Raw genomic sequence first — 22,677 nt, 5'->3', positions numbered from 1 at the left:
CTTGATAATCCCTCCTTGCACCGAGAGAGATTTTTTTCAGGAGTGTTTCAGTGCATCATAAAAGCCCCAAACGAACCAATTTTGTCGATTGCCTGCTGGAGATCTGATGATGAAATATGTCCCGTTCTTGTTTTGCTGCTGGGCCTTGTACGCGCAAGCCGAGACGCCCGAACCGGAACAGGAGGGAACCCTGGCCAATCAGCAGTTGATCCAGGATGCCATGGTCGGTGTAGCTGGCTGGGTGGCAACCAAGGGCTGTGAAGCGCCAGAGCGCTTTGTGCCGGTTGTGTTGCAGCCGCCAAAGGGAGAACCGGGTAGCCGTTATTGGCAAGAGCGCTGGACGGTGGAAGGGTGCGGCAAACAGTATCCGGTGCTCATCGATTTTCGTGAAACCGGGGTGGATAGCGCCATGTGGACTATCACGCACTGATGTCTTGAGGGGCGTGGCTGAGACTACCCTCTCATTCAAACCCTGTTCCCGTAGCCCACGGGGACGTGAACAGGGGGAGTTGCATCACTCTTGATACGCGGGTGTGCTTCGCTGATTGCACCCTACCTGGATGGCCTGACCTCGTCCCCCAGTGTTCCCCGCTCGTCACTGTGGTGGTCAGATACAACAACGCCCGGCAAGCCGGGCGTTGTTGGGTCATGACGGGGCAGATCCTGCTTGCTGCCACCTGCGTTGGCAGTGGCCCCGAGCCAAAGCTGGCTTAGAAGTCGTGGTAGAGCGGCCAGCCGAGCAGGGGGTGCTTGAGACCGGCGCGCATCTCGAAATTGTCGAGCTTCTCCGGCTCGGCGTTCTCTTGTTGCAGCAACTGGTACTGGCGCACAAAGCCCAGGGTGTGCAGCAGGTTGGCGACGAATCCCTTGCTGAGCTCCTGACGCAGGCCGGCGATCAGCTCGCCCGGCAGCTCCGCCAGCAGCAGCTCCAGCTGGGCGGCCAGATAGTCGGTGTCGTACCACTTCTCTTGCAGCTCAATCTCCCGCGCCAGTTTGCGCTTGAGATCCTGCTTTACCTTCAGTTTGGCGGCCCCGCTGCCATTGCCGCAGAGGATGCGGTAGAGCAGGGCTTCGGCCAGCTTGTCCTCCATGGTGGGGTGGTCGTTTTCGCAGGCGAAGAAGTGCTGATCGAGCAGGCTCATCAGGCGGGCCTTGTTATGCTCCACCAGCGCCTTCTCGTACTCCTGCCAGCCTTGCCACTCCTCCACATCCGGCGGGCTGGAGATCTTGTCCAAAAGCCGCGCATCCACATCCCCATAGAGGCTGTTGCCACCGGGCTGCTTGGTGCTGACCGAGATCAGCATGGACCAGCCCTTCTGGAACGGCTTGATGGGCCCCTCCGGCGCCTGCAGCAGGGCCAGTGCCTTGGCGGTATCCCGTTGCGACAGCTCCAGCAGGCCCAGGCTGACCACGCCGATGACGTCGTGGGCGGCCTGTTCCAGCAGATGCATCTTGTACTTGTTGTAGTACTTGTCGGCGAACTTCAGGCTCATCAGCACAGCCTTGCCCTTGATCTGGCCCAGCTGTTGATCGCTCAAGTGTTCGCTCTCGCGGCCAAAGCGCAGCACCTGAGTGAGAAAGGGGCCCTGATTGACATCGCGTATGACTAGTTGCATGACGGGGTTCCTCAATCCAGGAAGCTGAACATGTCGTCGACTTCGGCGTACTCGTCGGAGGCATCGTTCTTATCTTTGGCCTGCATCACCAGCTCGCTGGCGAACTTGCTGATGATCCCTTCCCAGGATGAGTGCTCATTGCGCAGCAGTGCCTTGATAGCTTTTTCCACGTCCGGGGTCAGCTCGCGGATCAGCATCAAGAGGCTGCGCGGGTCATCCAGCGGGTAGTCGTGGGCATTTTCGCTCTGCTGGCGGTCGCTGTAGGAGAGTGCTTCTTCCAAGTCTTCCTCTTCGGCGTGCAGCGTGTCGTGGAAGCCCTCTTCATCCTCGAAGCGCTCACCGCGATAGAACTCGATGAAGGGGATGGCGAGGTAGAAGAGACCGGCCGGATCCTCGGCGATGCACTCCAGGATCTCCGCCTGCTTGGCGTCGCTGTCCTGGGTGCGGATCAGGTAGTTGAGGAAGTCGAAGGTGTGCTGCTGCAGCTCTTCGGCGTTGTTCTTGATCGCCTCTTCCCAGTAGAGGGGCTGCTGGCAGACGATGTCGCGGATCCGCTCCGGGGTCATCAGCTCGGAGATGATGGACGGGAACGACATGTCGTGCTGGCCGTTGATCTGGGTCAGGGTGACGATATCAATCTGTTCAATGACTTCTGCCAACTGATCGTCAGACATTGTCTTGGCGATCAGTTCGAACTTCTCGCTGGCCTGTTTCGGCTCGATCACGGCCAGCTCTTTGATCTCGATGGCGGTAATTTCTATCAGACTGTGCATGCTTTGCCCCAAGTTAGAAACGTACTTCGTCGTACATGTCTTGATCGCCGTCGTCGTCACCATCACCGTTGTAGTCGGCGTCAGCGTTTTCCCCGTCGTCATCGTCGTCGTCACGCAGTTCGTAGTCGTCATCGGCACGGCGGCCGCCGCGCGGCAGCGGGTTGTCCAGCTGGAACAGCACGGCGCAGGCTTCGATCAGCTGATCTTCGCTCTGGGCCCGTACCGCTTTCACCAGCGGCAGGTCGGCATTGTTGAACGCCACCGACACCTTGAATTCGTCCCATGAGGGTTGTACGCCGCTGCCGAGCCACTTGTTCCACTCGGGCTTGGCCTTGGCCGGGAACTGCACCCGGCCATAGAGGGCCAGCGGCAGGTATTCGGGCATGAATTCCAGCATGCTCATGTCAGCCAGCAGCAGTGTCTTCATCTTGCCGGTGAATTGCTCCAGCGCCTTGGGGTCGTCCTGATCCCGGTAGGATTCGATGTTTTCACTGGCATCACTCATCAGCGCTTTGATCCGCGCCTGGTCCCATTTTTTCTGCATAGCGCCTCAGGGGTAAAATTGGTCCCACATCTCCTGCATGGCAGAAGCGGGATCGGTCACGATGACGTTGTTGAAATCCTTGATGAAAGCGGCCCGTTGTTTCGGGTCTGACAGCACTTCATAGGCCTGCTTTACCTGGTGCAGCTTGATGGCTGCCAGCTCTCGCTCTTCTTCGCTCGCCCCTAACAGCTTGTCTGGGTGGTACTGGTTCGACAGCCGTCGATAGGCTTTTTTGATGTCGTTTTCGCTGGCATTGGACTTGACGCCCAGTACCCGAAAGTAGTTGTTCATGGCAGATCCTGCATCACTGGCATCTTGGAATTCACAATGCGGGCGCCTGATGGTGGAGCTTGAGAAACCAGGCACGGCAAAAACCCGTCATTTTAACGGAAACAGGCCAGCTCCGCCATGAATAGGAGGTGATATGGCAAGCAAGTTGCTTATGCGAGAAAAGCTCCGATCGCTGCCATTTTGGCAAGAAGAGGGTGGGGCATGTGTGATGGCGGTTGAAAAAACGCCCGGCAGGCCGGGCGTTGTCACAGAGGTTACTGAAGGCTGGCCCAGGCCAGGCGCAGTTTCAGCCCCAGACCCGAGCTCCAGCCTGTGGTGGTACTCACCACCTTGCCGTCCTTGACGATGAGGAAGCTGGGGGTGACGCTCACCTGCCAGCGGGCGGCGAGGTCCCCTCGCTCATCGTTATGGGTCGGGAAGGTCAGCCCCTTTTTGCCCATCCCCTTGCTCAACTGCTGCGCGTTGCCTGAGCGCAGTGCCACCGTCAGCACGTTTTCACCGTCCTGCCAGAGCTGCTCCACGGTCGGTGTGGTGAAGCGGCAGACGGCGCACCAGCTGGCCCAGTAGTAGACCAGCAGCGGCTTGTCCCGGCTCATGGCCTGCAGGTCGGCGGTGGTGCCATCTTGCAGGGTGAGGGTGGGCAGAGGGTTGCCTTCTGGCAGCGCCGGGCTGCGCCAGAAGTCCAGCGCCGTCGAAATGACCACGCCAAACAGCAGCAGCCAGAGTGCCTCTTTGCCCCAGCGTCGCAGGCGATGGGGGAGGGATGGTTTGGCTTCCATGGTTACCCCTTCCTGGCCAGTTCGGCTTTCACGATTTGCTCAAGCTCTTCGTAGGGGATGGCGCCCGACACCAGCTGGTTGCCGATCAATGTGGCCGGTGTCCCTTGCACCCCCAGCAGCGTGCCGATGCGAAGGCTGTTGCGCAGCTCCTCGGTGGCCCTGGCTTCGGGTTTGAGCGCAGTGTTGCCGGTGGCCGCCAGCGCCTTGTTGATATCAGCCTCGGTCAGCATGCCCTGCTTGCTCATCAGCTTGTCGTGCAGGGCGAGGAAGCGGGCGGGATCCTGCTGCCACAGGGTCAGGCTGTATTGGGCCGCCTTGGCAGAGGTCTGCCCCTTGAACGGCAACAGCTTGATCACCAGCCCGACATCATTTGGGTAGGCCTTCAGCAGCCTGGCCAGATGGGGATCGAACTGTTTGCAGAAGGGGCAGTTGTAGTCGGTGAACGACACCAGGGTCAGCTTGGGGTTTTTGGCGCCCAGGCGCGGGCTGGTAGCGCTGTTGAACAGCACATCCTGGTTGCCCTTGATGAAGTTGCCAAGCTGGCTGGCCTGATCCGCCGCATTCTGTTTCTCCCAGGCATCGGCCACCTCATCGAGGATCTTGGGGTTGGCCACCAGGGTCTCGCGGATCAACTCCTTGATGCGGGACTCCTGCTCCGGGGTGAAGGGGGCTGCGTGCAGGGCCTGGGTCAGCAGGGTGCCCAGCAGGGTCAGGGTGAGCAGGGTCGATTTCATTTGGTGTCTCCTTGAGAAGGGGCTATGGCTGCTTGCTTCAGGGTGCCAAGCAGAGTCGGTCGGTCCAGCAGGGGGGAGAGGATCTCGCCACCAAGCAGGCCCGGCCCATAAATCTGGTTGAAGGGAATGGCTACGCTGCCGCGCTGGCGCAAGAAATCGGCGATGCTGGCGGAGGGACGGCTCCAGTCCCCGCGCAGGGCTACCACATCGGGGGCGCTCAGCGCTTTTTGCACGTCATCTCGCAGCAGCACGTTGAATTTGTTGGCTTTACAGGTAATGCACCAGTCGGCGGTGACATCGACAAAGACCCGCTTGTTCTGCGCCAGCGCGTCCTGGATGGCTTGCTCCGAGAGTGGCTGCCAGTTGACGGTATCTCGCTGGGGTTTTCCTTCCATCGTAAAGGCGCCGCCCAGCAGCAGGGCTCCACCCAGTAGACAGGTGAGGGCCAGTCCCAGGGTCACACCCCGAATGCCATGGCGCCACACCACGGCCAGCAGCAGGGCAGCCAGCATCAGCGCCATCAGGATCAGCATCCAGAATTGACCGATATGGTTGCCGAGCAGGCTGAGCAGCCAGAGGCTGGAGCCCAGCATCATCAGACCGAGCAGGATGCGCAGGCGGCCCATCCAGCGGCCCGGCTTCGGCAGCCAGAGTGCGAGGCGGGGGAAGGCGGCGATCAGCAGCCAGGGCAGGCTCATGCCAATCCCCAGTGCGGTGAAGATGAGCCAGAGTTGACCCAGGGGTGCTCCGAGCGCAAAGGCGACCGCTGTACCGAGAAAGGGCGCCGAGCAGGGGGTTGCCAGCAGGGTGGCAAAGCACCCCTGCAGAAAGTGACCGCCCAGGCTGTTGCCACCCGTGGTGGCGAGACGGGTATTGAGGTTGCTTGGCAGCCTCAACTCGAACAGCCCCAGCAGGTTGGCACAAAACAGCAGGGTCACCACCACCATAAAGCCGATAAACCAGACGCTCTGGAACTGGATACCCCAACCGACCGCTCCCTGGGTGGCGCGCAGCAGTGTGCTCATCAGTGCCAGCGCCCAGAAGGAGACCAGGATGCCGGCACTGGCCGCCAGGAATTGCAGGCGAACCGGACGGCGCTCGCGGGTTTCCAGCTGCAACACCGACCCCAGCTTGAGTGCCAGCACCGGCAGCACGCAGGGCATCAGATTGAGGATAAGGCCACCCAGCAGGGCGGCGCCCAGCAACCAGACAAGGGAGTGAGCGCTCTGGGGCAGGGTCAGCGGGTCACCTATGCTGGCGTCACTCTGCCAGGCCTGTTCACCACTGCTCAGCACGAACCCGAGTTGCTGGTTACGGATGTCGGGCGCATCGCCTTGCCAGCCATCGCTGACCGGAATGCGGGCGATCAGGGTGTTGCCTTGCACCTCCAGCTCGGGTTTGCCAAATTCGGCCCCTTCCAGACGCTGGAGGAAAACCTGGGGATCCTGCCAGCCTTGCGGGTTGTCGGCGGTCAGCTGCAGCTGGTTTTGCTGATAACCCGCGTTGAGGATGACGGTATCCGGCAGGGTTTGTGGCAGCTTGCTCATCGCCTGGGCGTAGGCAAAGTCGAACCCTTCCGGCGCAGTGCCATCAAGCGCAAGGGTAAAAGGGTAGTCGGTCAGAATGCAGACATTGCTGCAAGTCGAAAGGCGCAGGGTGCCAGTCAGCGCATCGCTGCTGCTGTGAGCAAGCGTGATAGGAAGGCTGACGGTCTTCTGATAGCCCTGGGTCGAGATACCACTGACGTCAAATCGCTCCGGCACGGGCCAGTGCCACTGCTGGGTGGCTTGAGGGGCATCCCAGAAGATTTCAGGGGCAATGCCACCTTCCCCCGGGTTCTGCCAATAGGTCTTCCAGCCGGACTCGAGCTCCAGGCTCAGCAGCACACGAGTTTGGGCGGGATCTCGGGTATCCGCTTGCAGCCGCACTTTGGCGTGATCGTTCTGGGGGCTGGCAAGCCAGCCGGTATCGCTGGCCAATCCCATGGATTGCCACAGCAGGCCGCCCATCAACAGGGCGGTCTTGATGATGTTTGACATTTTTTTGTCTCTTGAAAATGAAAGTTAGGGTGGTGTAAACCGCGGCTAACTCATTCTCGCCAGACACAGAGAGTAAGATGAAGTCGCCGTTCAGGCGGAGATATGTTTCTGGGTGGGGGCAAGGCGGGAGAGCGGCGCGACAGCGGCGCCAGCAGGGCAATCACGAAGGCGATGGCAAAGAAGATCTGTTCGACGCAGAGCAGGGTAGCGGCACTGAGCCACTTGCCGTTGAGCTGGCAACTGCTCGGCTGGGGTGTCGCGGTTTGGGCATCGTCGGCTTCGGCGCCGGAAGATGGGACAGGCAGCAGCTGGCAACTCAGGGCCTGATCGAGCTGAGCCAGCCGGGCCAGCGGCTGGGCCGCACAGTTGAGCACCAGAATGCAGACCAGCAGCAGGAGTCTTGTCGCCACGCGTTGTCGCAAAATCATGCTCGCCCTACCCTGTTGAATGGTGCATATCCTATCGATCAATAATGTCAGGGGCAAGTCAGCAGGATTCGATACGACCATATGTGCGCTGCGGGATGGTCAGTTCTGTTTGGCGAACGCTTGTTCGCTAAAAGGGGGATCAGTATACTGCGCCGAGTTAAAATCCGAGGTGTTCGATGCTCAAACTTGCCCGTGTGCTGCTGCTAACCCTGCTGCTCGTCTTCTGGTTCGTGTTCGGTCTGTTGCTCTGTCTGGTGCGTCCGCGTCATCCCAACAACGTCTTTGTATTCGCCCGCATGTACCATGCGGTTTGCCCGCTGCTCGGGCTCAAGGTCAAGGTAACCATACCGGACGAGATCAAGTCGCTCGGCCCGGCGGTTTACGTCTGCAACCACCAGAGCAACTTCGACATCTTCACCGTGACCGGTGCCGTCATGCCGGGCGTGGTGGCTGTGGGCAAGAAGAGTCTGCTGTGGCTGCCCTTCTTCGGTCTTATCTTCTGGCTCTCCGGCAACGTGCTGATCGATCGCTCCAACCGCTCTCGTGCCATCGGCACCATAGGTCAGGTAGTGGATCGCATCAAGCATCACGGTACCTCCATCTGGATGTTCCCTGAAGGCACTCGTTCCAAGGGCCGTGGCCTGCTGCCGTTCAAGGCAGGCGCCTTCCACACCGCCGTGCAGGCCGAGGTGCCCGTGGTGCCCATCGTCTGCTCCAGCTACTTCGGTCAGGTTGACCTGAACCGCTGGGACAATGGTGAAGTGCTGGTCGAGGTGATGGCTCCGCTGTGCAGCAAGGAGCACGGCGCCGCCGGCATTCGAGATCTGTCTGATACCTGCCGTGCAGCGATGGAAAGCAAGCTGGTCGAACTGGACAGCAAGCTGGGTCGTCATCAGGCTGCCTGAATTTGAATGGAAGATGACATGGAGGGAGCCGCTGGCTCCCTTTTTGGTTGGTTAAAATCACTACTTTATTGGTTATTTTAACCAACCCTCTCATCTTGAATTTCAGCATAAAATCTATATCTACATGTAAAACAACAATAAATTATTTTGGCACGGCTCTTGTAATGCTATGGGAAGAGATAGCCATCCCAATGAACAAGGAGCCAGACCATGAGCGTATTCAGCCGCCTGACCGACGTGATCAATGCCAACTTGCACAGCCTGCTCGACAAGAGTGAAGAGCCGGAGAAGATGCTGCGGTTGATGATCGAAGAGATGGAGCAGGTGCAGGTCGAGATGAGAACCCAGGCCGCCCGCGTCATCGCCGAGCAGAAACAGCTGGAGCGTCACCAGCAGGCGTTGCAACACCAGATCCTGGAGTGGTCGGCCAAGGCCGAGCTCGCCATCCAGAAAGGGCGTGAGGATCTGGCCCGTGCCGCTCTCACAGAGAAGTTGGCCGAGGTCAAAAAATGCGAGCAACTGGAGCAGGACAAGGCCCGTGTGGCCGAGGTGCTGGCCCAGCTCACCGCCGACAGCGAGCGACTGGCGGCCAAGCTGAGCGAGGCCCGCGAGAAGCAAAAGATGCTGACCCTGCGTGAGCAGACAGCCCACAGTCGCATCCGTGCCCGTGCTCAGGTCGACAATCAGCGCATGCATGAGCTGATGGCCCGTTTTGACGGTTTTCAGGGGCGGGTCGATCAGCTGGAAGCCCAGCTGGAGGCGGCGACCCTGGGGCAGAATCCCTCGCTGGAGGCCCAGTTCCGCGAGCTGGAACTCAATGACGAGATTGAACGCGAGCTGGCCCGTCTGAAGGGTCAGAAGGTGGAGGCATAATCATGACGCCCTGGCCGAAAGACCTTGCCCATCGCAAGTTGACCGGGGTCTGCGCCGGCATTGCCAGCCGGCTGGGGCTCTCCAGGGTGACGGTACGGATAGTGGCGCTGATCGCCCTGATCCTGATGCCGCCGCTGACCCTGGCCGCCTATCTGCTGGCGGTGCTGATCATGCCGCCCCGTCGTGAGTTGAAGCGTTGGCTGGACTGACCCCTGGGTCATTCAGCCAGCAAGAGAAGCCTGTGAGGAGCAGAACATGCTGGAATTTATCGTCTTGATGCTGGTGTTGGTCGCCATGGCGCTGACGGGGTTCACCGTGCTGGCCATGTTGGTGGTGAGCGGTGTCTTCGTGCTGTTCGGCGCCCTGGCCGGCATGTTTGCTCTCATCATCAAGCTGGCGCCCTGGTTGCTGGTGCTGCTGGTGGTGTGCTGGTTCATCAGCAACAGGCGCAAGCAATCAAATACCTACCGTTAACCCTCCCTGTTATCGAATCCTTCCTTGGCCACTGCTTGCAGTGGCCTTTTTTGTGGTGCTTCCAGGGGCGGCGTGACGACCGTCAGCCAGAGCTGGCTCCAGTCGGCCCAGCCATCCGGCTCTTGCACCAGGCGTTCCTTGAAGGCTTTGCTCTGCTGCTTGAGGCGATATTCGAGCCGCAGCGCGGCCCCCTTGTCACCGACTGTCTGCTGCCACACCAGCACCAATGGCCCCTTGCCGCGCAGGGCGCGTGAGCCTTTGCCGCTCTGGTGCTGGCGAAGTCGCCTGATCGGGTCTGTGCTGATCCCCGTATAGAGCAGACCGGCCGCGGTGCGAACCAGATAGATGGACCACTGGCTGGGGGCGGGCGGGGGAGTCGGTTTGGCATCCATCACGGGTTTTCTCATTCGATCTGTCTGTGCCAAACTCAAAGCAGCGCAAGGAGGTGCGATGCGAGTCTGGTGTTGGTTGTGGTGTCTGTTGTCGATGTCGGCTCACGGAGAGACGCTGCGTCTCTACGATTATCATCAGCATCCCCCTTTCGTGACGGGGGAGACGACCGGGCTGAGCCGGGATCTGGTGAAGTATCTCAACGAAAAGCTTGGCGGAGAACCCAGATTTGAGCTCTGGCTGGTGAATCGCGCCAGATTGGCGCTGGAGATGTCGGATCCTGGCTTTGACGGCCTGGTGAGCTGGGTCAATCCTGCCTGGGTCGGGGATCCCCAGCGCGAGCACTATCTGTGGACCTTTCCCATGATGCGCGACACCAACGAGCTTATCTCCAGCCTGGCCAAACCCGTTACCTATCGTGGCCCGGATTCACTCAAGGGGCTGATTTTCGGTGGCATAGAGGGCTACCGCTATCAGGGCATCGATGATGCTGTGGCCCGGGGCGATCTGGTGCGCCACGATGCCAAAAAGGTCAAAATCAATTTCAGCCTGCTGGTGCGGGGCCGCATCGATGTGACTCTGGTGTCCGGTTCTGCGCTGGCCTTTTTTACCCATGACCCCGGTTTCGAGGGGAAACTCTTTATTTCACCTTTCCCCCAATCCAGTTATACCCGCCACCTGCTGCTGCCCAAATCCCGCCACAAGCTGCATACCAGATTGAACGACATCGCCGAACAGATGGATCGTGATCCCAAGTGGCATGCCATTCTGGAATCCTATCGCAGCAGACCCTGAGCATCATTGCTGCCGCCGCGCCTGAGGTGGTGCAGCGGCAGCAGGCTCACCAGCAGGCCCGCCCAGACAAAGGCAAACCCGACCGATTTGACCGGATCCGCCGCCTCGCCAAACCAGAGGATGGCGAGCAGGAAGGCGAGACTCGGCTCGATATATTGCAGCAGCCCCATCGTGCTCATGCGGGTGCGCATCATGCCGTAACAGAACAGCCCCACCGGCAGCAGGGTAGCGGGAGCGCTGCCCATCAGCAGCAGTCGGTCGGCCCAGTCACCGGCCATGAACTGGCTCATGCCGTTGAGCGTCAGAGCGCCAATGATCAGCAGGGCGACGGGAAGCTGGACCAGGGCTTCGAGGTAGAGGCTGACACCGGCGTCGTAGTGCACTTTCTTTTTGAGCAGACCATAGAAGGCGAAGTTGGCCCCCATGATGAGGGAGAACCAGGGCAGCTGACCGTAGGAGAAGAGCATGTAGGCGAGTCCGGCCAGTGCCAGGGCGACTGCCAGGTGCTTTTGCACTGTGAGCTTCTCTTTGAGGAAGATGACGGCGAACACGATATTGAACAGCGGCGTCATGAAGAAGGCGAGGCTGGTGGCCAGCACCTGACCCGTGGTCAGACACCAGGTGAACATGCACCAGCTGATGGACATGACGGGGCCCGCCAGCAGTATGAGGCCCAGCTGGCGCGGTTCACTGCGAAGCCGTGCCCAGGGCACCTGATAGCCGAAGAGAGCAAAGAGCGCAGCCAGCAGAACCACAGACCAGAGTACACGGTGGGAAAGCAGCTCCCACATGTTGACCTCGGGCATGAACTGGTAATAGAGGGGCAGCATGCCCCACAGCGCGAATGAGAGGGCCGCGCTGCCGGTGCCCATCCAGTTTTTCATCGTTTTTCGTTTATTAAATTAAACATTCGTGGCCGCATGATAAGTATCTGTTGAATCTTTCACAAGCAGGATCAGGGGGGGAATTCTGTTACCATCGGGTCCATGAACCGACTCGATACGCTGTTTGAACAGATCCGGGCCTGCCGGTTGTGCGAGGCTCATTTACCGCTGGGCCCGCGTCCTGTGATCCGCGGGAAAGAGAGTGCTCGTCTGCTGATCATCGGTCAGGCTCCCGGCACCCGGGTGCATGCCAGCGGCATCCCCTGGGATGACCCCTCTGGCGATCGGCTGCGTCACTGGCTCGGCGTGGATAAAACGACCTTCTACGACGAGTCCCGCATCGCCATCATGCCGATGGGGCTCTGCTACCCCGGCAAGGGCAAGTCGGGGGATCTGCCCCCTCGTCCTGAATGTGCGCCCACCTGGCACGACAAGGTATTGATGCTGTTGCCCAATATCGAGCTGACCCTGCTCATCGGCCAGTATTCCCAACAGTACTATCTGGGCAAGGCCGGCAAAGGTTCGCTGACCGAGACGGTAAGACAATGGGCCGACTATGGTCCCGCCTGGCTGCCGTTGCCGCACCCGTCTCCCCGCAATACCTTCTGGCTCAGGAAGAACCCCTGGTTCGAGCAGGACGTGCTCCCCCATCTGCAGCAAAGGGTCGCCCCCTTGCTGCTTTGATTCAGGCCGCCGGTTCTGCCAGGGGTTTTGGCTTGCTGCGGGCCATGGCAAGCAGCGGGATTATGATGCACAAGCACCCCAGCAGCAGCGGCAGACCCGGCTGCTCGTCAAACAGCCAGACCCCGATGGCAACCGCCATCAAGAGGCCTGTATATTCCGCCGAGGCGATCTTGCTCGCCTCCGCCTTGCGATAGGCCACCACGCACAAGCCGGCATAGACCATGATCAGCGCCGATGAGCCGAAGGCGGGCCACCACATCTGCCACTGCCAGTCGCCCCCTTCCCATAGCGCCAGCGCCAGTATGAAAGGCATGCTCAGCACGTTGGTGAAGAACAGGGTCTGGGCGATGGGCTGCTTGAGCGGGATCCGCTTGATCAGCAAGTTGTTGAGCGCCATGGAGAGCGCCACCCCGAGTGCTGCCAGCGCGGCCCAGTTCACCTCGGTCGGCCGCAGCACGATCAGCACTCCGATAAAACCGATGAGCGCGGTCAGCACCTTCTGGCGCGAGATGGCTTCCCCCGCCATCCACACTGCCAGCGGTACCATCATCAGGGGCGCCGAATAGAAGAGGGCATTGGCGGTGGCGAGTGGCAGACGAGTGAGGGCGATCACCATCAGGCAGACGCCAACCGCCCAGATGTGGGCTCGCAGCAGATGCCACTTGATGGCGACCGGTGGATTGCGACGCCATGACCAGAGCAGCCAGGGAGTCAGCAAGAGGGCGGCGGAGAGCTGGCGAAAGAAGACAAACTGGAACACGGGCTGGCTCGGCTCCAGCACCTTGACCAGCGCATCGGAAAAGACCGCCACCATGTTGCCCAGCACCAGATAGAGGATCCCGATCCCGACTGCATTCATACCACCTCCCACGTCAGATGAGGGCAGGGTAGCTCGGGGTCAGTTATCCAGTAAAATGATAAAAAATCACCATCCATGAGATTTTTGGATAATGAAACTGCCTCCCCTGCGTGCCGTTCAATACTTCGAGGCGGTCGCCCGCCTGCTCAGCTTTTCTCGCGCGGCCCTTGAGCTGAACGTCAGCCAGAGTGCGGTCAGCCACCAGATCCGATTGCTGGAGGATTTTCTGGGGGAGCGGCTGCTGCTGCGCCAGGGACGGCTGTTGTCATTGACCGCCCAGGGGGAGGTGTATTTTGAGGGCATAGCGGCCGGGCTCGGCCAGATCGCCCAAAGCAGCGAACAACTGCGCGGTGGTGGCGAGATGCGAGTCCGGCTTGCCGTCTACAGTTCGTTCGCGGTGAAGTGGTTGATCCCGCGCCTGGCGGGCTTGCGTCAGCTCTATCCCGAGCTGGATCTGAGCCTGGAGATGGTGGCGGAAGACCCCGAACTTTCCGATCGGGTGGCGGACTGCTTTATCACAGTCTCGCCCCATGGCCGTGGCTATTGCCACGATCTCATCTATCGGGAGCGGCTCTTTCCGGTTTGCAGCCGACGGTTGTTGCAGCAAGTTGAAGGGGAATGGCCGCAGGCCATCTGGCAACTGCCGCTCCTGTCGGTACAGTCCATCTACAAGGCGCGGGGAGAGGATTGGCTGCGCTGGGCCAAGGCGGGTGAGCTGGTCATTCCCGATGAGGCGCGCATGCACCACTTCAGCCATGTGCTGCTGGCGATGGAGGCGGCGGCCTGGGATCAGGGGGTGGCCTTTGTGAACGACTACATGTTGCGGCCGGATGATCCCCAGCTGGTGGCCTTGCCGGTACACCAGCTGGAGACGGGGGATGCCTTCTATTTCACCTGCAAACGATCCCGGGCCCATGAGCCCGCCATCAGCCGGTTGCGCCAATGGCTGATGATGGAGACGCGTCAGAGCATGGCCTTGCAAACAAAAGCCCAACCCTGATGCTAAGGTTGGGCTTGTTTGAACTGGCTGTCCCGTCCTGAATATGGTTTACACCTTTCCCCCACATAAACGGAGAGCCCGATGGGACAAGGTGTGAAACGGACACAGCGCGATTACTCGCTGACTTTTAAACTGGCGCTGGTCGAGCAGATTGAAAAAGGCGAGCTCACCTACAAACAGGCTCAGGCGCGTTATGGCATTCAGGGCCGCTCCACCGTTCTGGTATGGTTGCGTAAACATGGTCGGCAAGATTGGAGCCAGGGGGCTTCTGTGCGCGCCGGCAGGAGCATCACCATGCCTGACCACGACAACCAGACGCCCGAACAGCGTATCAAGGAACTCGAGCAGCAGCTGGCGCTGATGAGCCAGAAGGCCCAGCTCTTTGAGGCCGTCGTCGATGTGCTGAAGAACGACTACGGCGTCTCCATCGTAAAAAAGCGACCCGGCAAGTCCTCTCGCAGCGGCAAGTCGAGAGGCTGACCATTGTCAGGGCTTGCCTGTTTCTGGGAATAAGCCGTCAGGCTTACTACAAGCGCAATCGAGTTGCCGACCTGCGCCACTCACAGGGGCTGCAGGTGGTGCGCTTCGTGCGTCAGGTACGGTTACGCCAACCACGGGTGGGCACCCGCAAGCTGCATTATCTGCTTCAGGGTCAGGATGATGTGTGGCTCAAGGTCGGGCGGGACAGGCTGTTTCGGATATTGGCCGAGCACCGCCTGCTAGTGCAACCCAGGCGGGCGTATCACAAGACCACCCACAGTTTTCACCGTTTCTACCGTCATCCCAACTTGCTCAAGGCAGGGCCTGAGCAGGTCACGCCGGTGGCTCCGGAGCAAGTCTGGGTCGCCGACATCACCTATCTGCCAGCCAGGAGCGGGCCACTGTACCTGAGCCTGGTGACGGATGCTTACTCACGCAAGATAGTGGGCCATCACGTGCACGAAGGGATGCACGCGGAGTCGGTGGCGATGGCGTTTAAGAAAGCACTGAAGCAACGGCGTGGCGGCGAGGGGCTTATCCATCACTCGGACCGCGGCGTGCAGTATTGCTCGGGCTTGTATCAGTCATTGCATGAAGGGTACGGGGTGAGATGTTCGATGACCGATGGGTATGACTGCTACCAGAATGCGTTGGCGGAGCGGGTGAACGGGATTTTGAAAGGATAGTTGTTGTTGCAAAGCCCACAGGACCTGGCGCAAGCGCGGGAGATGGTGCGTGAGGCGGTGGATATCTACAACGTGGAGCGGCCGCATCATGCGTTGAAATACAGAACCCCCGATGCAGTGCATCGGGGGTTCTGAGTGGAGAAATGCTAGCCGAAAATGTGTAAACCTATTTCAGGACTAGACAGGTGCAGAATACACAGGCTGGCGGCACAGACGCCCCCGAGGGATTTGCAGTGGCCTGATGGCAAGCATCAGGCCATACGATACTCAGGCTTTCTTGAACTGGCTCAGAATAAACATGCTGGTGGCACAGACCACGACGGAAGGGCCCGCAGGCGTGTCCTGATACCAGGAGAGGCTGAGCCCGCCCAGCACAGCCAGACAGCCGATCAACGCCGCAAAACCGGCCATCTGCTCCGGCGTCTGGCTGAAGCGGCGAGCGGTGGCGGCGGGAATGATCAGCAAGGAGGTGATGATCAACGCCCCGACAAACTTCATCGCCACGGCGATCACCAGCCCAATCAGCAGCATCAGCACGCAGCGCAGCACATCGACCCTGACCCCTTCCACCCGCGCCAGCTCTTCCGAGATGGTCATGGAGAGCAGGGGATCCCACAGTCGCCACAGGGTCAGCAGCACCAGGGCGCCACCGCCGTAGATCCAGAGCAGATCCACCGGCTGTACCGAGAGCAGGTCGCCGAACAGATAGGCCATCAGATCCACCCGCACGTTATCCATAAAACTCAAGGTGACCAGGCCCAGCGACAGGGCACTGTGGGCCAGGATGCCGAGCAGGGTATCGGTCGCCACCTGCTGGTTGCGGCTCATGATCACCAGCAGCATGGCCATGGCGAGGCAGCAGACCACCACGGCCAGGGTGAGATCCACCTGCAGCAGTATCCCCAGCGCTATGCCAAACAGGCAGGCGTGGGAGAGGGTGTCGCCGAAATAGGCCATCTTGCGCCACACCACAAAGCTGCCCAGAGGCCCGGCCAGCAGGGCGATGCCGAGACCTGCCGCGAGGGCATATAACAGAAAGCTGTCCACTTGAATGTCCTTAGCTGCGCTTATTGATTGCGAGACGGCAGGCGGATGACGGGCGCCTGCGGTTCGTGATGATGATGTTCGCCGTCGCAGTGATGATGGTGGGTGTAGACCGCCAGCACCTCCTGTTCAGGGCGCCCGAACAGGCGGGCAAATTCGGGATGGCGGGCCACGCTTTCCGGTTCACCGTGACAGCAGACGTGACGATTGAGACAGATCACCTCATGGGTGCTGGCCATCACCAGATGCAGGTCGTGAGAGACCATCAGCACGGCGCAGTTGAGCTCGGCCGCCAGCTGGCTGATGAGGGCGTAGAGCTCGATCTGGCCCGTGATATCCACGCCCTGAACCGGCTCGTCCAGCACCAGCAGCTCGGGTTTGACCAGCAGGGCGCGAGCCAGCAGCACCCGCTGCATTTCGCCGCCGGAGAGTTTCTGCATCCGGTTGTCCAGCAGGTCCCCCGCGCCGACCCGATCCAGCGCCTCATCGATGGAGAGGCGGCCATTCTTGCCGAGCTGCAGAAAGCGACGCACCGTCAGCGGCAGGGTAGGGTCCAGATAGAGGCGCTGGGGGACATAGCCGACCCTCAGGTCCCGACTGCGATTGATCTCGCCGGAATCCGGGGTGAGCAGGCCCAGCACCAGCTTGCTCAATGTGCTCTTGCCCGCCCCGTTGGGGCCGACCAGGGTAGTGATTTTGCCTTTATTCAGGGTAAAGGAGACCTTGTCGAGCACGGATCGTCCGTCGAACGAAAGACAGACCTCTTTCAGCTCCACCAGTTGGGTCATGACAGCTCCGGGGTTTACAGCCTGTGAGAGTTATAATATAACAGCAGCATTGGTTTGTTATATTATCACACACTCACTTCCTGACGAGATCTCTATGCGAATTCTTACACTGATCACTGCCCTGCTGGCGGTGAGTCTGCCTGTCCGTGCCCTCGAGGTGCTGACCACCATCAAGCCCCTCGGCTTTATCGCGGCCGCGATCACCGATGGCGTAAGCGAGCCCAAGGTACTGTTGCCGACCGGCGCCTCTCCCCACGATTTTGCCCTGCGCCCCTCCGATATTCGCAGCATCAACGGCGCCGATCTGGTGGTGTGGGTGGGTCCTGAGCTGGAAGGTTTCATGGCCAAGCCGCTGGCCAAGCATCCTCACGTGCTGACCCTTACCCAGGTTGAAGGGATGCCGCTGTTCAATTACGCAACTCAGGCGAGCCATGACAGCCATCATCATGATGCCGATGAGCATGACCATGCTGCCCATGATCATGCAGACCATGACGGACACGAAGGGCATCATCATGAAGGGGTCGACCCGCATATCTGGCTGGGGCCGACCCAGGCGATGGTCATCGCCAGCGCATTGAGCGAAACCTTGAGCGCCCAGGATCCGGCCAATGCCGAGCGCTATCGCGCCAACCTGCTGACCTTCAAGGGCAAGGTGGATGCCAAGGACAAGCTGATTGCCGGGCAGATGAAGGCGGTGAGCCAGAAGGGCTATTTCGTGTTTCACGAGGCCTATGGTTACTGGGAGCGTCACTACGGCATGAGCTCCAAGGGGCACTTTACCGTGAGCCCGGAACGTCGCCCTGGCGCCAAGACGCTGGTCGATATCCGCAAGGCGCTGCAGGAGAAACAGGCGAGTTGCATTTATGCCGAGCCGCAGTTCTCGCCGGCAGTGATCGAGTCGGTCGCCCGCAATACCGGCGCCAAGGTGCTGCTGTTGGACGAGGTGGGTGAGCAGGTGCCGCTCGGGCCGGATGGCTATCCGCAGTTCATGCAGCAACTGGCCGACGCCTTCGCCCAGTGCCGCTGAGCCAGGGCGGGTTGATCGATAGGGCAACCGTGGCCAACTATACTGACCTTCATCATCTGACATGGAGTGTCTCGTATGAAATGGCTGCTCATTCCCACCTGCACGCTGGCGTTGCTCTGCGCCAGCGTGCAGGCCTCTCGCCTCTCCGAATATATCGCCAGCCCTGAACTGCGGGCAAAATTGCAGGAGGTCTATGGTGGCAGGGCGATCCAGCGGGCCGAGGCGTTCTCCCGTTTACTGTCACCGAGGGCCGGCACCACGGATCAGCAGAAAATAGAGCTGGTGAACAACTACTTCAACAACCTGACCTACAGCGAGGATCCCAGACTGTGGGGAGATGAGGATTATTGGGCCAATCCGCTGGAGTTCATCGGTGCCCGAGGTGGGGATTGCGAGGATTACAGCATTGCCAAGTACTACACCCTGATGGAGCTGGGGGTGGATGAGAAAAAGCTGCGGCTGGCTTATGTCAAGGCGGTGAAATACAACCAGTTTCACATGGTGACGCTTTATTTCCCGACCCCCAAGTCTGACCCTATGGTGCTCGACAACATCAACAGCCGGATCCTGCCCGGTAGCCAGCGGACCGATCTCATCCCTGTTTACAGCTTCGACGCCAAGAGCATCTGGATCATGAAATCCCGCCGTGAAGGCACCCTGGCGGGCAGTGCTGACCGGTTGGCGCAGTGGACATCGATGAAGACCCGTTTCTCCAGCGAGCAACTGCGCTCTCCCCGCCGTCAGTTATAGTTTCCCCGCTGTTTTCAGCTCCTCGAAATATTTGGCTGCGCCCGGGTGCTGTTCGATGCTCAGCACCGGGCCTGTCTTGTTGCGCGCCTTGTGAAACAGGTTGGCGTAGCCATAGGTTTGTTCGTTGAAGTTGGTCTGCTGGGTCAGCATGGCTCTGGTCAGGCGATAGACATCGGCCTCCGGCGTAGCGGCATTGGTCACCAGGGTAGCCGCGATGGCAAAGGTGGGGGTCGCTTTCAGGTTGCCGGGATAGATGCGAGCGGGCACCTGACTGCGCTGGTAATACTTGACCCCCTTAATCAGTTGCTCCCGCAGCGTTCCCTCAATCGGCAGAAAGCGGATGGCGCAGCGCTTGGCGGTATCGAGCACGATCCGGTTCGGGTGGCCCATCACCAGGCCATAGGCATCTATCTGTTTGCTGCAGAGTGCATCGACCAGATTGCCTGCACTCTTCAGATCGAGATCCTGCTCCTTTGCACCCAGCAGGTCGAACAGCGCCAGCGCCGTCTGGCGGGTACCCGAGCTCTTCAGCCCCATGTCGATGGGAGCCAGCTTGAGTTGCTCCAGGCTGGTGATATCGCCATCGGCCCGCACCACTATGGTGAAGGGTTCTGCATGGGTGGCAAACAGGGCTCTCAGCTCGGGTTGAGGCTGGCTGACATAGGGACCCAGCCCCTTGCTGGCCTGATAGAGCCAGTCCGATTGCACCAGAGCGTAGCTTGTCTGGCCGGCCTGCAATTGGCGAAGATTCTCGATGGAACCTGAGGTGGCCTGCGGTTTGCATTGCAGCTCGGGATCACTCTTGTTGGCCAGTCGGCAGAACTCCCTGGCGACCTGATGATAGATCCCCTGCTCACCGCCGGTGGCGAGGGTAACGGGGTTGGCCAGCAGCGGCAGCGGCCACAGCAGGGCGAGCAACGACCAGGTTCTGTTCATGATGCCTCCTTGCTGGCATAGCCATCGATACCCCAGGCGCGCAGGGTATTTATATCCTGGATCTCGCTGGCTTCAGCCAGCAGGGTGTAGCCCGAACTGTGCAGGCATTGAGCGACCAGATTCCAATAGAGGGGATCCTGTGACGGCTGGCAGCTGATGAAGACGGGATTGATGGGGTCGAGCTGGTTGAAGGTGTCGTTGGTCATGGGGATGGCGCTAAATGCCATCTCGACGCCCTGCTCCTGCAAGGTAGCGAGCCGTTCCTCCCCGAGAGGCGGGAAGCTTGCCAGATCCCAGCGCCAGTCGAGGGTCTTTCCCCTTGCTTTGGCCAGTAGCGGCGCAAATTGTGTCCAGTCGGCATGACTGAGCAGGCTGAGGGGCAGTTGCAGCCCTTCCGCCGGGTTGCGCAGCCAGAGTTCAAGCAGGTGCTGGATTTCGTCCGGCGAGCTGTCCAGAGAGGGGGAAATGGTTGGGACAAGGCGGCTGTAGAGGCGGATCTTGCCCTGGGTGGAGAAGAAATATTGTTGCTGCATGCCCTCTTCTTCGTCCATCAGCCCTTGCAGCGGAAGTTCAGCTGTCACTGCCTGTTGCTTGCCAAGCTGGGTGACCTTGAGCCTTTGTTGCAGCAGGTCACGCTTGCGCTCGGAGACCAGCTGATTGACCGAGATGACCAGCTCCTTGAGGTCCTGCAGCCAGGGGGATTCCAGGCTGCCGCTGAACTGGCGTTTGCGGATCCTGACCAGTTGCTGGTTGATTTGCTCGAGGGGGCGAAGCAGGCGTCTGCATACCCAGGAGATCACCAGGGTGAATACCAGCAAGCCGGCGAGCAGGGCCAGTCCGGTACGGCTGATGGCATTCCACAGATGCTGGTAGGCGTAGCCGGTATGTCCCTCCAGGGTGAGGGTGCCCAGCATGCGCCAGCCATCGGTCAGTTCCTGCTCAATGTTGACTGGCGGCATGTCGATAACAGAAGGGAGCCAGCTTGGTACGTTCTGCTGCGCTGTGTGGAAGACCTTCTGAAACAGCGGCTGACCGTCAGGATCCAGCAGGGTGACCGAGCTGACGAAACCGCCGTCAAACATGGCATTGACGATGGTTTCTGCCAGCACCTTGTCATCGTTGAGCAGGGTACCTTGCAGTACCAGCCCGAGTGCCGTGATGGCCGTTTCAAGATTGGCTGACATCTGGTCGATGATGGATTGACGTACCGTGGTGACTTCCAGCATGAACAGCAGGGCGGCACCGATAATGAACAGGATCAGAATGATTCGGTTTAACAGTTTTGCTAACGACATATCCACTCCATGGAAAAGTTATCGCAACATCATGAAACCTTGGGTCAAACACGATCGGACCCGGTTCTTAAAAATAGGAAAAAATAGTTAAAAAAGACGATCATTTCTGCCCATAAAGGAATGTTATGCATAAAATGTGAGGTTCATGCAGATTGGTATGAACTTATTGTGAGTATTTAGGTCAAACAATCAGTTTTATACGGTTTTATAACAATCAGACCGACCACTAACACCCATTGAATCTAATGACAGGATAGCGGATGAAACGTCTCCGTCCCTTGGTAGCACAGGCTGCCAATTGGGAACCCCCGGTTCCCCGCAAGCATTTTTATGCCATGTTACTGCTCACGGCCATGACGCTGTCAGCGGTAGCCATATTGCCGGCACCAGGTGACATCCTGGAGCGGCCATTGCGTCTTGAGTTGCCGATTGCGACCCATGGCACAGCAACCAACGAAGACAATACGGACTTTAACGACATCCCGGATCATGAGCTGGTGGAAGCCGCGACCCCGGAAGATGACATCCCGACCGATGCCACTCCCCAGTGGCAGGATTATCGGGTGCGCAGTGGCGAGAATCTGACCACCATCTTCAACAATCTGGGACTTTCTACCACCACCCTCTACAAGGTGCTGGATGCGGACAGCAAGAATAACCTTGCCCGCCTCAAGCCCGGCCAGACCATAGAGTTGCTGATCGATCAGGACAACATACTGCAACAGATGAAGATTCGTCTGAACATCAAGCAGACCCTGGTCCTGGAACGTACCGACGACACTTACAGCGCCAACATGCTCAATGAAGAGGTGGAGTGGCAGCAGAAGAGTTATGACGGCGTCATCAACGGCAGTTTCTATGTCAGTGCCCGCAATGCGGGTATCCCGGCCAGCCATATCCAGAAGATTGCCAACCTGTTCCAGTGGCGGCTCAATTTCGCCAAGGATTTGAAAAAGGGCGATAAATTCAGGGTGCTGGTTCGTCAGGAGACGGTCGAGGGCAAGAGCACGGGCAACACCCAGCTGCTGGGCGTTGAAGTGTTCAATCAGGGCAAGGGGGTCTCGGCCTGGCTGTCCGAAGATGGCAACTACTATGACGGCCAGGGCAACAGCCTGGAGCGCGGCTTCCGCCGCTATCCGACCCACAGCCGCTATCGGGTGAGCTCCAGTTTCAACCCGAACCGCCGTCACCCCATCACTGGCCAGGTCCGCCCCCACGAGGGCACCGATTTTGCCTTGCCGGTGGGCACGCCTGTATTGGCTACCGGCGACGGTGTCGTGCTCAAGGCGACCAGCCACCCATTGGCAGGTACCTATGTGGTGATCAAGCACGGTCGTACCCTGATGACCCGTTATCTGCACCTGAGCAGGCTGCTGGTGAAAACCGGCCAGAAGGTGAAGATGGGTGACAAGATTGCGCTCTCCGGCAACACGGGCCGGTCCACCGGTGCTCACCTGCACTACGAGGTGCGGATCAACAATCGTCCGGTCGATGCCATGAAGGTCAAGTTGCCGATGGCAGAACCGCTCTCCGGCAAGGCCAAGCGCCAGTTCCTTGCCAAGGTGAAGAGCTATCGCAAGGAGATGGAGGCAGGCTGAAG

General features: G+C 59.6%; 26 protein-coding genes and 1 pseudogene. 12 read left to right on the top strand and 15 right to left on the bottom strand.

From position 1 onward, the window contains the following. The first annotated feature begins 106 nt into the window (after nt 1-106). Nucleotides 107-430, top strand: a complete 324-nt coding sequence (locus tag GWQ31_RS10805) for a hypothetical protein (RefSeq protein ID WP_058394521.1) — start codon at nt 107-109, stop codon at nt 428-430. Nucleotides 431-710: 280 nt separating this feature from the next. Here the strand turns inward: GWQ31_RS10805 and GWQ31_RS10800 are convergent, their stop codons facing one another. The 8 genes from GWQ31_RS10800 to GWQ31_RS10765 form a co-directional block, all read right to left on the bottom strand. Next, nucleotides 711-1,616 (bottom strand): hypothetical protein, encoded by a 906-nt coding sequence (locus tag GWQ31_RS10800; RefSeq protein ID WP_275909333.1) that lies wholly within the window; start codon nt 1,614-1,616, stop codon nt 711-713. A gap of 11 nt (nt 1,617-1,627) precedes the next feature. Next, nucleotides 1,628-2,389, bottom strand: a complete 762-nt coding sequence (locus GWQ31_RS10795) for a hypothetical protein (protein ID WP_005313872.1) — start codon at nt 2,387-2,389, stop codon at nt 1,628-1,630. A gap of 13 nt (nt 2,390-2,402) precedes the next feature. Then, nucleotides 2,403-2,933: a hypothetical protein gene (locus tag GWQ31_RS10790; RefSeq protein ID WP_021139714.1), complete on the bottom strand. Its 531-nt coding sequence runs from the start codon at nt 2,931-2,933 to the stop codon at nt 2,403-2,405. 6 nt (nt 2,934-2,939) lie between these two features. Continuing rightward, the gene (locus GWQ31_RS10785; RefSeq protein WP_005313867.1) at nt 2,940-3,224 is read right to left on the bottom strand and encodes a DnaJ domain-containing protein; all 285 of its coding nucleotides are present in this window, start codon (nt 3,222-3,224) and stop codon (nt 2,940-2,942) included. 254 nt (nt 3,225-3,478) lie between these two features. Then, the gene (locus GWQ31_RS10780; RefSeq protein ID WP_275909332.1) at nt 3,479-4,003 is read right to left on the bottom strand and encodes a protein disulfide oxidoreductase; all 525 of its coding nucleotides are present in this window, start codon (nt 4,001-4,003) and stop codon (nt 3,479-3,481) included. Nucleotides 4,004-4,005: 2 nt separating this feature from the next. Beyond that, complete coding sequence (locus tag GWQ31_RS10775; RefSeq protein ID WP_275909331.1) at nt 4,006-4,737, bottom strand: DsbA family protein; 732 nt, start codon at nt 4,735-4,737, stop codon at nt 4,006-4,008. Beyond that, entirely contained in the window at nt 4,734-6,776 is a 2,043-nt protein-coding gene (locus GWQ31_RS10770) for a protein-disulfide reductase DsbD domain-containing protein (RefSeq protein ID WP_275909330.1), read from the bottom strand. The genes GWQ31_RS10775 and GWQ31_RS10770 overlap by 4 nt, the downstream gene beginning before the upstream one ends. A 50-nt stretch (nt 6,777-6,826) precedes the next feature. After that, nucleotides 6,827-7,204: a hypothetical protein gene (locus GWQ31_RS10765; protein ID WP_005313850.1), complete on the bottom strand. Its 378-nt coding sequence runs from the start codon at nt 7,202-7,204 to the stop codon at nt 6,827-6,829. Nucleotides 7,205-7,380: 176 nt separating this feature from the next. On the opposite strand from GWQ31_RS10765, the gene GWQ31_RS10760 reads away from it, so the two are divergent. From GWQ31_RS10760 to pspG, 4 genes are all read left to right on the top strand, one after another. Next, entirely contained in the window at nt 7,381-8,109 is a 729-nt protein-coding gene (locus tag GWQ31_RS10760; protein WP_265466536.1) for a 1-acylglycerol-3-phosphate O-acyltransferase, read from the top strand. A gap of 210 nt (nt 8,110-8,319) precedes the next feature. Next, the gene (pspA, locus tag GWQ31_RS10755; protein ID WP_021139707.1) at nt 8,320-8,982 is read left to right on the top strand and encodes a phage shock protein PspA; all 663 of its coding nucleotides are present in this window, start codon (nt 8,320-8,322) and stop codon (nt 8,980-8,982) included. A 2-nt stretch (nt 8,983-8,984) separates the two neighbouring features. After that, nucleotides 8,985-9,191 carry a PspC domain-containing protein gene (locus GWQ31_RS10750; protein WP_021139706.1) on the top strand — a complete coding sequence of 69 codons (207 nt, stop codon included), beginning with the start codon at nt 8,985-8,987 and terminating at the stop codon, nt 9,189-9,191. A 46-nt stretch (nt 9,192-9,237) separates the two neighbouring features. Continuing rightward, nucleotides 9,238-9,456, top strand: a complete 219-nt coding sequence (pspG, locus tag GWQ31_RS10745; protein WP_005313840.1) for an envelope stress response protein PspG — start codon at nt 9,238-9,240, stop codon at nt 9,454-9,456. Here pspG and GWQ31_RS10740 read toward each other — a convergent pair. Further along, a complete protein-coding gene (locus GWQ31_RS10740) occupies nt 9,453-9,863 on the bottom strand; it encodes a GIY-YIG nuclease family protein (protein WP_275908260.1) in 411 nt (136 codons plus the stop codon). The two genes, pspG and GWQ31_RS10740, sit on opposite strands and share 4 nt — an antisense overlap. A 43-nt stretch (nt 9,864-9,906) precedes the next feature. On the opposite strand from GWQ31_RS10740, the gene GWQ31_RS10735 reads away from it, so the two are divergent. Then, a complete protein-coding gene (locus tag GWQ31_RS10735; RefSeq protein ID WP_275908259.1) occupies nt 9,907-10,641 on the top strand; it encodes an ABC transporter substrate-binding protein in 735 nt (244 codons plus the stop codon). Here the strand turns inward: GWQ31_RS10735 and rarD are convergent. After that, nucleotides 10,623-11,525 (bottom strand): EamA family transporter RarD, encoded by a 903-nt coding sequence (gene rarD, locus GWQ31_RS10730; protein WP_275909329.1) that lies wholly within the window; start codon nt 11,523-11,525, stop codon nt 10,623-10,625. The genes GWQ31_RS10735 and rarD overlap by 19 nt on opposite strands. 102 nt (nt 11,526-11,627) lie before the next feature. Between rarD and GWQ31_RS10725 the strand changes: the two genes are divergently transcribed. Next, complete coding sequence (locus GWQ31_RS10725) at nt 11,628-12,209, top strand: uracil-DNA glycosylase family protein (RefSeq protein WP_021139702.1); 582 nt, start codon at nt 11,628-11,630, stop codon at nt 12,207-12,209. Nucleotide 12,210: 1 nt separating this feature from the next. On the opposite strand, the gene GWQ31_RS10720 is transcribed toward GWQ31_RS10725, so the two are convergent. After that, nucleotides 12,211-13,068 (bottom strand): DMT family transporter, encoded by an 858-nt coding sequence (locus GWQ31_RS10720; protein WP_275909328.1) that lies wholly within the window; start codon nt 13,066-13,068, stop codon nt 12,211-12,213. A 91-nt stretch (nt 13,069-13,159) separates the two neighbouring features. Between GWQ31_RS10720 and GWQ31_RS10715 the strand changes: the two genes are divergently transcribed. Next, nucleotides 13,160-14,068, top strand: coding sequence for a LysR substrate-binding domain-containing protein (locus GWQ31_RS10715; RefSeq protein ID WP_275909327.1), 909 nt, complete (start codon nt 13,160-13,162; stop codon nt 14,066-14,068). Between the two features lie 81 nt (nt 14,069-14,149). Continuing rightward, nucleotides 14,150-15,369, top strand: a pseudogene (locus GWQ31_RS10710) (IS3 family transposase). A 132-nt stretch (nt 15,370-15,501) separates the two neighbouring features. On the opposite strand, the gene znuB reads toward GWQ31_RS10710, so the two are convergent. Both znuB and znuC read right to left on the bottom strand, forming a co-directional pair. After that, nucleotides 15,502-16,281, bottom strand: a complete 780-nt coding sequence (znuB, locus tag GWQ31_RS10705; protein ID WP_005313824.1) for a zinc ABC transporter permease subunit ZnuB — start codon at nt 16,279-16,281, stop codon at nt 15,502-15,504. Nucleotides 16,282-16,301: 20 nt separating this feature from the next. Beyond that, nucleotides 16,302-17,066 (bottom strand): zinc ABC transporter ATP-binding protein ZnuC, encoded by a 765-nt coding sequence (gene znuC, locus GWQ31_RS10700; protein WP_005313822.1) that lies wholly within the window; start codon nt 17,064-17,066, stop codon nt 16,302-16,304. 94 nt (nt 17,067-17,160) lie between these two features. Here znuC and znuA point away from each other — a divergent pair, with 94 nt between their 5' ends. Beyond that, nucleotides 17,161-18,096: a zinc ABC transporter substrate-binding protein ZnuA gene (gene znuA / locus GWQ31_RS10695; RefSeq protein ID WP_099991541.1), complete on the top strand. Its 936-nt coding sequence runs from the start codon at nt 17,161-17,163 to the stop codon at nt 18,094-18,096. Nucleotides 18,097-18,171: 75 nt separating this feature from the next. Beyond that, nucleotides 18,172-18,846 carry a transglutaminase-like cysteine peptidase gene (locus GWQ31_RS10690; protein WP_021139699.1) on the top strand — a complete coding sequence of 225 codons (675 nt, stop codon included), beginning with the start codon at nt 18,172-18,174 and terminating at the stop codon, nt 18,844-18,846. On the opposite strand, the gene GWQ31_RS10685 is transcribed toward GWQ31_RS10690, so the two are convergent. Continuing rightward, a complete protein-coding gene (locus GWQ31_RS10685; RefSeq protein ID WP_005313814.1) occupies nt 18,841-19,782 on the bottom strand; it encodes a TAXI family TRAP transporter solute-binding subunit in 942 nt (313 codons plus the stop codon). The two genes, GWQ31_RS10690 and GWQ31_RS10685, sit on opposite strands and share 6 nt — an antisense overlap. Next, entirely contained in the window at nt 19,779-21,077 is a 1,299-nt protein-coding gene (locus GWQ31_RS10680; protein WP_265462630.1) for a LapD/MoxY N-terminal periplasmic domain-containing protein, read from the bottom strand. The genes GWQ31_RS10685 and GWQ31_RS10680 overlap by 4 nt, the downstream gene beginning before the upstream one ends. Nucleotides 21,078-21,337: 260 nt before the next feature. On the opposite strand from GWQ31_RS10680, the gene mepM reads away from it, so the two are divergent. Further along, on the top strand, nt 21,338-22,675 hold the full coding sequence (gene mepM, locus GWQ31_RS10675; RefSeq protein ID WP_265462631.1) for a murein DD-endopeptidase MepM: 1,338 nt from the start codon (nt 21,338-21,340) through the stop codon (nt 22,673-22,675). Nucleotides 22,676-22,677 lie beyond the last annotated feature (2 nt).

Origin of the sequence: Aeromonas sp. 2MA4 (assembly GCF_029237305.1) — a bacterium.
Classification (GTDB): domain Bacteria; phylum Pseudomonadota; class Gammaproteobacteria; order Enterobacterales; family Aeromonadaceae; genus Aeromonas; species Aeromonas salmonicida.
Note: the sequence above shows the minus strand (reverse complement) of the source record. Positions and strands in the feature narration are given on the sequence as shown.